Here is a 9861-nt window from a genome sequence, read left to right as displayed (position 1 = left end):
AGGCGAAGACGGGATAAGAGGTAGGCTTCGGTCTCGTGGGCTCGGAGAAGTGTATAAGAGACAAGGATCAGGTCGAACCCGTACACCACTTCCCTGGACGCAACCCGCCCTCCATCTGCTGCCTCCGTGACACCGAATCCCATCGGTGCCACCCGCACGGCGTTCCTCAATGTGCGGGGTGCTGCCGAGTACCTCGGTCTGTCACCCCGAACCCTCTACGTCTGGCGGCATCGCCGACATGGCCCGCCCAGCTTCCGTATGGGGCCGCGAGGTCGCGTGATGTACCGGATCGAAGCGCTCGACGCATGGATCCGCGAACAAGAGCGGGTCGACTCCCGCTGCAACCCTGCCCTGAATCCAGTCAGCGCCACCCCTCGACGCCGCGCCGACTACGCCGCAACTGCCTGACGGCTGGTAGCGACGGCTCCTGATCCCCTACCTGCAAGGAAGTACTTGGCCGGCTATATCGAAGACCGCTGGATCAAAAAGAAGAAGGACCCTGCTACTGGCAAGCGGGAACGTACCGCCCGCTATGGGAAGGGTTCGCGGTATCGCGTCGGAGGAATCCCCGGTGTCCGGGACATGTCCTTCGACACGCTGGAGGACGCAAAGGCGTGGCTTCGCAGGGCTGGTACCGACAGCGAGCGCGGTGAGTTCGTCGACCCCCGTGACGGCTCCATCACCGTGGCCGATTACGTCGCCCACCACTGGCAGGCCGGCGTCCGCGGTGCTCCCGGAACCGTCAAGCGCGTCGACGAGCGCGTACGCCTCCACGTCCTTCCGCACCTCGGTGAGGTGGCGCTGAGGGATGTCTCCGCGACCGTCCTGCGCGGCTACATCGCCACGCTCGAAGGCGAGTGTTCGCCCCGCTACGCCCGCCAGATTTTCACCACCCTCTCGAACATCTTCGAGACCGCCATCGACGACAAGCGCCTTGTCCGCAACCCGATGCGCGCCAAGTCGGTGCGCTGGCCCAAGCCGCCGGAGGACCAGCGGGAGGCATGGCCCCTGGAGACCGCGCGGCGGGTGCGGGATGTCATCAACCCGCGGTACCGGATCGCCGTCGTGGTCGCCCTCGGGTGCGGACTCCGCCAGGGCGAGGTCTTCGGCCTCTCACCGGAAGACGTCGACTTCGAGCGCGGCCTCATCCGTGTCCGCCGCCAGGTTCAACTTCTCAATGGCCGGTTGTACTTCACCCTTCCCAAGGGCGGGAAGACGCGCATCGTCGACATGCCTCCGTCGGTCGCCACCGAGCTGGCCGCCTACTTTCTGCAGTACCCGGCCGTCGAGGTCGAGCTGCCCTGGGGCGGCCCGGAGCCCGAGCGGGAGAAGCAGACGTTCCCGCTCGTCCTGACCACGACGTATGGCAATGCGATCCGCGCCAACATCTTCAATGTCGAGGTCTGGAAGCCCGCGCTCGCGAAGGCCAGCGTCATCCCCATGCGAGAGAAGGGGCAACGCTGGAAGGCATCTCGCAAGGACGGCTTCCACGTCCTCCGACACACCTATGCTTCGATCATCCTCGAAGCTGGCGAGTCCGTCGTCACACTCGCCCGATGGCTCGGCCACTCCAGCCCGACCATCACCCTCGACCACTATGCCCACTTCATGCCCGAGGCGGGCGGCAAGGGGCGAGCGGCCGTCGACGCACTACTCGGCGTGGTCCCCGAGTACGTCCCAGAGGACCTCGCCCTGACGTGAGAGAACGGGTGGCACAGCACACGCTGTGCCACCCGTTTTCGTTACGTTGCGTAGCCATGCGCTGATGAGGGCGGCTGCGCCGGTAGACGTAGAACAGGGTCGGCGCGAGAGAAGCGACCGGGGCAGCCGCGCGGCGCATTCTCCCCAGATTCTCCCCAGAGGGCCAGAACGGCCGTTCCGCGACGTTCGCTGGTGCGAATCTGATTGGCGCTTACGGCTCGATTTCTATAGCCAGTCCCGCTTCTTGAAGATCACGTACAGGCTCGTGCACACCACCGCCATCAGCAGAATCGCGAACGGATACCCGTACACCCAGTGCAGCTCGGGCATGTGGTCGAAGTTCATGCCATAGATGGTTCCCACGAGTGTGGGTGCAAACAGGATGGCCGCCCATGACGAGATCTTCTTGATCTCCTCGTTCTGGGCGAAGCCCGCCTCCGCCAGTGCACGCATTTCCGCGTTCTGCTGTTGCGTGACCAGGGTGGAGTTGACCGTGAGGATGTCGGCCAGGGCCTGGCGGAAGCCGTCGACGCGTTCGCTGGTGTGGGTGACGTGGTCGGCCACGTCGCGCAGGTAGCGCTGGAGTTCCTCGTCCGTACGGTACTTCGCGAAGCCCGCCATCAGGCTGTGCAGCATGCCGACCAGGGGGCGGGTGGCGCGCTGGAACTCGACCATTTCGCGGGAGAGTTCATAGATGCGGCGCGACACCTCGGGGTCGCCGCGGAAGACCTCGGTCTCGATCTCGTCGATGTCGTTCTGTACGCCCTCCACCACCGGGGCGTACCCGTCGACGACGGCGTCGAGAATCGCGTACAGCACCGCCTCCGGCCCCAGCGCCAGGAGCTCGGGGGCGACCTCCATGCGCCTGCGGACGGCGGAGAGGTCGGGCGCGGCGCCGTGGCGGACCGTGATGACGAAGTCGTGGCCGACGAACACGTGCAGCTCTCCGAAGTCGACCTCCTCGGCGGCGTCGAGGTAACGGGCCGCGCGCAGTACGACGAAGAGCGTCTCGCCGTAACGCTCCAGCTTCGGACGCTGATGGGCCTCCAGGGCGTCCTCGACGGCGAGCGGGTGCAGGTCGAACTCGGCGGCGAGGGAGTGGATTTCGTCCTCGGAGGGGCGGTGCAGGCCGATCCAGGCCATCCCGTCCGGATACTGGCGCAGCTCGCGGAAGGTTTCGGCGAGCGAGTCGGGTGTGGAGACGCGGCGGCCGTCGCGGTAGAGCGCGGCGTGCACGACACTGGCGCCGTTGCGCTGTACGCCGTCGGGGGACGCGGCCGGGTGGTCCGAGGGGGGCCCGGCGGGAGGGACGGCCGGTGGTGGGGACTGCCTGCGCCAGGCGTGTTTCATGGGGGACAGGGCGGGACGGACACGTCGCTCCGTCATCGCAGATCTCACCTCCCGCGTCGGGCCGGGCGCGCGAGCTGGAGGGCGGCCGTCGCGCACGGGCAGGATATACGTACCAAATGTCGGCGGAACCGTTCCGCCGCCGCGGACCGAACCTGTCCGCAAGGGTGGGTAACGTGCGGAGCATGGCCTCGCAGAAGACGGATCCGGGACCGGCGGCGCCGGCCGTGCTGAGCACCCGCGCCCTCAATCGCGCCACCCTGGCGCGCCAGCTCCTGCTGCGGCGTACCGCGATGTCCGCCAAGGACGCCGTCGCGCACCTGGTCGGCCTCCAGGCGCAGAACACCAAGCCGCCGTACTACCAGCTCGCCGCCCGCCTCGAAGGCTTCGATCCGCAGGAGCTGTCGGGGCTGATGGCCTCGCGCGAGGTGGGACGCATCGTCACCCTGCGCTCCACCCTCCACACGCACACCGCGGACGACTGCCTCTCGCTGCGCCCGCTCGTGCAGCCCGCGCGCGAGCGGGAGCTCAGACTGTTCCAGAAGGGACTCACCGGCGTGGACCTGGAGCGGCTCGCGGCGATGACCCGCGAGTTCGTCGAGGAGCGGCCCAGGACGCTGAAGGAGATCCGGGAGGCGCTGCTGAAGGAGTGGCCCGACGCGGAACCGCTCGCCGTCGGGGTCGCGGCGCGCTGCCTGCTGCCGCTGGTGCAGGTGACACCGCGGGGGCTGTGGGGGCAGAGCGGGCAGGTGGCCCTGACGACCGCCGAGCGGTGGTTCGGGCGGGAGTCAGAGCCGGTTCCGGCGCCCGACGCGACCGTACTGCGCTACCTCGCGGCCTTCGGCCCGGCCTCGGTCAAGGACACGCAGACGTGGTGCGGGCTGACGCGGCTGCGCGACGCCTTCGAACGGCTCCGGCCGCAGCTCGTCACCTTCCAGGACGCGAACGGCGTCGAGCTCTTCGACCTGGCGGACGCGCCCCGGCCCGACGAGGACACTCCGGCGCCGCCGCGGTTCCTTCCCGAGTACGACAACCTGCTGCTCTCACACGCGGATCGCACGCGGGTCGTACCGGCGGACTACAAGACCCGGACCTGGACGGGCAGTCAGAGTCACTCCACCTTCCTGGTGGACGGGTTCCTCGCGGGCCTCTGGCGGCTGGACGAGACGAAGGACGGCGACGCCGCGACCCTGACGATCGAGCCCTTCGGCGCGCTGACCCGCGCGCAGCGGACGGCGCTGGCGGAGGAAGGCGAGCGCACGCTCACCACCATGACGTCGGCGGGCGCACGCGACGTGCGCTTCGGTGGCGCGTTTACGGCGTAGGGCCTGTACGGGGGCCCACAATTGGGGCTCCGCGCCAAGCCCCGCCCCGGGCCCCGCCCTCAAACGCCGGGCGGGCTGGATCTGCCGGCTGGGGTGCGTTTTCCGGGGGTACGTTTCCGGCGCGTACGCAACTCTTCACGGCAGCAGGCCCGCGCGTCGGGCCGCGACCACCGCCTCCAGGCGGGTGTGCGCGCCCAGCTTCCGCATCGCGGAGCACAAGTAGCCCTTCACCGTCTCGGGGCGCAGGCCCAGCCGTTCCCCCGCCGCCGCGTTTGTCGCGCCCGCCGCCACGCAGGCCAGTACGTCCACTTCGCGCGGCGTCAGGGGGACGTGTGGCTGTCGTCGCGGCGCCGGGCCGTCGCCTGCCGCGGCCGCCAGCCGGCCGCAGACGGCGACGAGTTCCTCGCGGAGCGCCGGGTCCACGACGCGCGGCGCCAGCGCGCGCAGTTCGCAGTGCGCGGCCCTGACGAGCTCCCACGAGCCGGGTCCCGCCACCGGCTCGCGCGCCGCCGCCAGCAGCCGTTGTGCGTCGTCCTGTACGACCAGAGACTGCTCCACGTCGCGCGCCGCCGCCATCGCCGCGTTCAGCGCGCGGTCGCCGAGCGGCATCGCCTCGCGCAGGGCGGCGTAGAGTACGCCGCGCACTTTCCGGCGTACGACGACCGGCACCGCCAGCACCGCGCGCAGGCCCTCGGCGGCGACCGCCACGTCGTACTCGTGGCTGATGTGCCGCGACGCGTGGTAGTCCGTGACCGCGCAGGGGCGCGACAGCGCCATGGACTTTCCGCCGAGTCCACTGCCCGCCGTGATGACGAGGCCGTGCAGTGCGTGCGTCGCGGCACCGCTCAGCTCGGCGATACGCAGCCGGCGGCCGTGGCCGTCGGCGGGCAGCAGGCCCCCGAAGGCAGCAGGCCCCCGAAGGCGACGGGCAGCCCGGAGGCACGGCGCATCCGCGACAGAGCCGCTTGCATCTCCGCCACCCCGGCGACATCCCCCACGCGTGCTTCCCTTCACCCCCGTACGGGGGTAGTGAGACCCATGCCACTGATTACACGATGTCAGGGAGCGGTCCGGCAATGGTCCGGCAACCGTCCGGCAACAGTCGGGCAAGGAGGAGGACGTATGACGGCACGAGGCGACGCGACGGAGCAATTCCGGTCGGCCCGGGACTTTCTGCTCCAGCACCGGGAGGACTACAGGGCGGCGTACGAAGGCTTCGTCTGGCCGCGCCCCGAGCGGTTCAACTGGGCGCTCGACTGGTTCGACCGCATCGCCGAGGGCAACGGCAGGACCGCTCTGCACATCGTGGAGGAAGACGGCCGGCGCACGGAGATCTCCTTCGAGGCGCTGTCTGCCCGCTCCGGGCAGGCCGCCAACTGGCTGCGCGCGCACGGGGTCGTCGCCGGGGACAGGATCCTTGTCATGCTCGGCAACCAGGTGGAGCTCTGGGAAACCGCGCTCGCCGCGATGAAGCTGCGCGCCGTGGTCATTCCGGCGACACCGCTGCTCGGGCCCGCCGACCTGCGCGACCGGATCGAGCGTGGCAGGGCCCGGCATGTGATCGTGCGGGACGAGGACGCGGCGAAATTCGACGACGTACCCGGGGACTACACGCGCATCGTCGTCGGAGGCAAGACGGGCGAGACGGGGGAGGCGGGGGAGACTGGCGAGGCGGAGCGGCCTGGCGGGGCGGAGCAGGCGGGCCGCCGTGACGGCTGGCTGTCGTACGCCGATGCCGGCAACAGCCCCGCGGCCTTCGAGCCAGACGGCGTTACGCACGCCACCGACCCACTGATGCTCTACTTCACCTCAGGTACGACCGCCCGGCCCAAGCTCGTCGAGCACACCCATGTGTCGTACCCGATCGGCCACTTGGCCACGATGTACTGGATCGGGCTCAGGCCCGGCGACGTCCATCTCAACATCTCCTCGCCCGGCTGGGCCAAGCACGCCTGGTCGAATCTCTTCGCCCCGTGGAACGCCGAGGCGACCGTCTTCATCTACAACTACACCCGCTTCGACCCGGTCAGGCTGATGGCCGAGATGGACCGCGCGGGAGTCACGAGCTTCTGCGCCCCGCCGACCGTCTGGCGCATGCTGATCCAGGCGGACCTCGGCCAGTTGCGCACGCCGCCGCGCGAGGCCCTCGCGGCGGGGGAGCCGCTCAATCCCGAGGTCATCGAGACGGTGCGGCGCGAGTGGGGCGTGACGATCAGGGACGGCTTCGGACAGACGGAGACGTCCGTCCAGGTCGCCAACACTCCGGGGCAGCGGCTCCTCGCCGGTTCCATGGGGCGGCCCAGCCCCGGCTTCGTCATCGAGCTGCTCGACCCGGTCACGGGGGAGGCGGGTGTGAGCGAGGGCGAGATCTGCCTCGATCTCTCCGCGGACCCGGTCGGGCTGATGTCCGGCTACCACGGCGATCCCGAGCGTACGGCGGAGGCCATGGCGGGTGGCTATTACCGCACCGGCGACATCGGTTCGCGGGACGCCGATGGGTATATTACGTATATCGGGCGCAGTGACGACGTGTTCAAGGCCTCCGACTACAAGATCTCGCCCTTCGAGCTGGAGAGCGCGCTGCTGGAGCACGAGGCGGTGGCGGAGGCCGCGGTCGTGCCCGCGCCCGACCCGCTGCGGCTGGCCGTGCCCAAGGCGTACGTCGTACTCGCGCAGGGGTGGGAGCCGGGGCCCGACACGGCCAAGGTGCTCTTCGCCCACTCGCGGTCGGTGCTCGCGGCGTACCAGCGGATCAGGCGCATCGAATTCGCCGAGCTGCCGAAGACGGTGTCCGGCAAGATCCGCCGGATCGAACTGCGTGAGCGTACGGCGAAGGGCTCGGCGGCGGAGTACCACGAGGGGGACCTGCGATGAACGCGGACAGTTCGAACTCCTACACGCGCGGGACCGGCACCGCGCCGCTCCTCGGGGACACGATCGGCCAGAACCTCGACCGGGCGATCGCGGCGTACCCGGAGCGGGAGGCGCTGGTCGATGTGGCGGCGGGCACCCGGTGGACGTACGCCGAATTCGGTGGCGCCGTCGACCAGTTGGCGCGTGGCCTGCTCGGGACGGGGGTCGCCAAGGGCGACCGGGTCGGGATCTGGGCGGTGAACTGCGCGGACTGGGTGCTCGTGCAGTACGCCACGGCCCGGATCGGCGCGATCATGGTGAACATCAACCCGGCGTACCGGGCGCACGAGCTGGCGTACGTGCTCCAACAGGCCGGGGTCTCGGTCCTCTTCGCCTCGCAGTCCCACAAGACGAGCGACTACCGCGCGCTGGTCGACCAGGTGCGGTCCGACTGCCCCGGGCTGCGGGCGGTCCACTACATCGACGACGGTTCGTGGGACGTGCTGCTCGACGCGGCGCAGCAGGTCACCGCCGACCAACTGGCCGAGCGCGCCGCCGAGTTGTCCTGCGACGACCCGGTGAACATCCAGTACACCTCGGGCACCACCGGCTTCCCGAAGGGCGCCACCCTTTCCCACCACAACATCCTCAACAACGGCTACTTCGTGGGCGAGATGGTCGGCTACACCGAGCAGGACCGGATCTGCCTGCCCGTTCCCTTCTACCACTGCTTCGGCATGGTGATGGGAAATCTCGCGGCCACCTCCCACGGCGCGTGCATCGTCGTCCCCGCCCCGTCCTTCGACCCGGCGGCGACCCTGCGAGCCGTGCAGGAGGAGCGCTGCACCTCGCTCTACGGCGTTCCGACGATGTTCATCGCGGAGCTGGGCCTCGCTGACTTCTCCTCGTACGACCTGTCCTCCCTGCGCACCGGCATCATGGCCGGCTCGCCCTGCCCCGTGGAGGTGATGAAGCGGGTCATCACCGAGATGCACATGGCCGAGGTGTCCATCTGCTACGGCATGACGGAGACCTCGCCGGTCTCCACCCAGACCCGCCGCGACGACGACCTGGAGCGCCGTACGGGCACGGTCGGCCGGGTCATGCCGCACGTCGAGATCAAGGTCGTCGACCCGGTGACGGGCGTGACGCTGCCGCGCGGCGAGGCGGGTGAGCTGTGCACCCGCGGCTACAGCGTGATGCTCGGCTACTGGAACGAGCCAAAGAAGACGGCGGACGTCATCGACGCGGGCCGCTGGATGCACACGGGCGACCTGGCGGTGATCCGCGAGGACGGTTACGTCCAGATCGTCGGCCGTATCAAGGACATGATCATCAGGGGTGGTGAGAACGTCTATCCGCGCGAGATCGAGGAGTTCCTCTACAGCCACCCCAAGATCTCCGACGTCCAGGTGGTCGGCCTCCCCGACGACCGTTACGGCGAGGAGATCCTGGCCTGCGTCATCCCGCGCGACCCGGACGACCCCCCGACGCTGGACGAGCTCACGTCGTACTGCCGCGACCGACTGGCCCACTACAAGATCCCGCGCCGCCTGCAGATCATGAACTCCTTCCCGATGACGGTCAGCGGGAAGGTCAGGAAGATCGAACTGCGGGAGCGGTACCAGGGTTAGGGGCGGGCGGAGATCAGCGTCGCGGCCGTCGTTGTCGGTCAGGCGCCGGTGGTGATCAGCTCGTCCGCCGGGCGGTTGGCCGGTTGCGGCGTCCCCGTGAGATCCATGACGAACAGCGGCACGTCGAGGGCGTCCGCGCGGGCCCGCGCATCGTCGTCGTACCCGGCGAGGGAGAAGAACACGCTCACCGCCGACGCGCTGAGCCCGTGGAGCCACAGGCACTCGACGTCGCGCAGGCCGGCGGGGCGGGTCGTCGGGTCGACCTGGGCGACCAGGCCCGGTGCGCGCAGGTCGATGCCGGAGGCCGGCCGTTCGGGGGACTGCATGATGTCGCGGAATCCGAGCCACTTGAGGTAGAGCGCCGCCGCGGTCACCGCGTCCCGCCCGGTCCTGATCGTCATCGGGCGGAACGTCGGGCGCGGCGGAGTCGCGGTCGGCGGCAGCGGGATGTGGGGCGGGCGGCCGGCGGCGGGGGCCGTCCCCGGTCCGGCGGCAGGGGTGGCCGAGGGCGGTGCGGGGCGCGGCACGGGACGTACCGGTATGCGCAGCACCACACCGCAGGCGCACCCCAGCTCGGGTTGCGGCCACTGGTCCTGGCGCCCGCACGAGCCGCACCGGACGGTCACCCAGGCGTCGGTCCAGGTGCGGTGCGTGATCCGTTCGGGGGCGGCGCCCCGTAACAGCGGCGGGGCCAGCGGCTCTCCGCACGCGCAGGGGAAGACCGGTGGCGTGAAGGTGTGCTGTCGACGGCATGCCGGGCAGCGCACCGGCACGTTCTCTCCCATGACCGTCCCCCTCGGACCGTCGGCCTGTCCATGTGCGTGTGCCCATCGTCCACCAAGAGCGACGACTTGGGGAGGGGCTTCAACCAATGCCCGCTCTTGACGCGCGCCGGACCTCACCTTAGATTGCTTCCGTATAGCAGAATCGAAATTCCGCATTATGGAAACCATGGAGGGGTGCTCACCGATCCGCAGCGGTGAGGTCGCCCCGACTGGCCG

Annotated in this window: 7 protein-coding genes and 1 pseudogene; 5 read left to right on the top strand and 3 right to left on the bottom strand. The window is 69.7% G+C overall.

Features of this window, described 5'->3' with window-relative positions:
- The first annotated feature begins 126 nt into the window (after positions 1-126).
- On the top strand, positions 127-408 hold the full coding sequence (locus tag J7E91_RS25970) for a helix-turn-helix domain-containing protein (RefSeq protein ID WP_308377110.1): 282 nt from the start codon (positions 127-129) through the stop codon (positions 406-408).
- Between the two features lie 45 nt (positions 409-453).
- Positions 454-1701, top strand: coding sequence for a site-specific integrase (locus tag J7E91_RS25965; protein ID WP_214908747.1), 1248 nt, complete (start codon positions 454-456; stop codon positions 1699-1701).
- A gap of 225 nt (positions 1702-1926) precedes the next feature.
- Here the strand turns inward: J7E91_RS25965 and J7E91_RS25960 are convergent, their stop codons facing one another.
- Positions 1927-3087 carry a magnesium and cobalt transport protein CorA gene (locus tag J7E91_RS25960; protein WP_214908746.1) on the bottom strand — a complete coding sequence of 387 codons (1161 nt, stop codon included), beginning with the start codon at positions 3085-3087 and terminating at the stop codon, positions 1927-1929.
- 146 nt (positions 3088-3233) lie between these two features.
- Here J7E91_RS25960 and J7E91_RS25955 point away from each other — a divergent pair, with 146 nt between their 5' ends.
- A complete protein-coding gene (locus J7E91_RS25955; protein WP_214908745.1) occupies positions 3234-4373 on the top strand; it encodes a winged helix DNA-binding domain-containing protein in 1140 nt (379 codons plus the stop codon).
- 135 nt (positions 4374-4508) lie between these two features.
- Here the strand turns inward: J7E91_RS25955 and J7E91_RS25950 are convergent.
- Positions 4509-5344: pseudogene (locus J7E91_RS25950) on the bottom strand (LuxR C-terminal-related transcriptional regulator).
- Positions 5345-5495: 151 nt separating this feature from the next.
- Between J7E91_RS25950 and J7E91_RS25945 the strand changes: the two are divergent.
- On the top strand, positions 5496-7247 hold the full coding sequence (locus tag J7E91_RS25945; protein WP_214908744.1) for an AMP-binding protein: 1752 nt from the start codon (positions 5496-5498) through the stop codon (positions 7245-7247).
- Positions 7244-8860, top strand: a complete 1617-nt coding sequence (locus J7E91_RS25940; protein ID WP_214908743.1) for an AMP-binding protein — start codon at positions 7244-7246, stop codon at positions 8858-8860. Before J7E91_RS25945 ends, J7E91_RS25940 begins: the two co-directional genes overlap by 4 nt.
- A 38-nt stretch (positions 8861-8898) precedes the next feature.
- Here the strand turns inward: J7E91_RS25940 and J7E91_RS25935 are convergent, their stop codons facing one another.
- Positions 8899-9645 carry a hypothetical protein gene (locus J7E91_RS25935; RefSeq protein WP_214908742.1) on the bottom strand — a complete coding sequence of 249 codons (747 nt, stop codon included), beginning with the start codon at positions 9643-9645 and terminating at the stop codon, positions 8899-8901.
- Positions 9646-9861: the final 216 nt, after the last annotated feature.

Source organism: Streptomyces sp. ISL-99 (genome assembly GCF_018614005.1).
Classification (GTDB): Bacteria; Actinomycetota; Actinomycetes; order Streptomycetales; family Streptomycetaceae; genus Streptomyces; species Streptomyces flavidovirens.
The sequence above is the reverse complement of the archived record's forward strand: the minus strand, read 5'-3'. Positions and strand labels throughout refer to the sequence as shown.

What these genes read in the sequence shown, in the direction of transcription:
- J7E91_RS25935 (WP_214908742.1), bottom strand. Translation starts at nt 9,645, where the DNA reads ATGGGAGAGAACGTGCCGGTGCGCTGCCCGGCATGCCGTCGACAGCAC.
- J7E91_RS25955 (WP_214908745.1), top strand. Translation starts at nt 3,234, where the DNA reads ATGGCCTCGCAGAAGACGGATCCGGGACCGGCGGCGCCGGCCGTGCTG.
- J7E91_RS25960 (WP_214908746.1), bottom strand. Translation starts at nt 3,087, where the DNA reads ATGACGGAGCGACGTGTCCGTCCCGCCCTGTCCCCCATGAAACACGCC.
- J7E91_RS25940 (WP_214908743.1), top strand. Translation starts at nt 7,244, where the DNA reads ATGAACGCGGACAGTTCGAACTCCTACACGCGCGGGACCGGCACCGCG.
- J7E91_RS25945 (WP_214908744.1), top strand. Translation starts at nt 5,496, where the DNA reads ATGACGGCACGAGGCGACGCGACGGAGCAATTCCGGTCGGCCCGGGAC.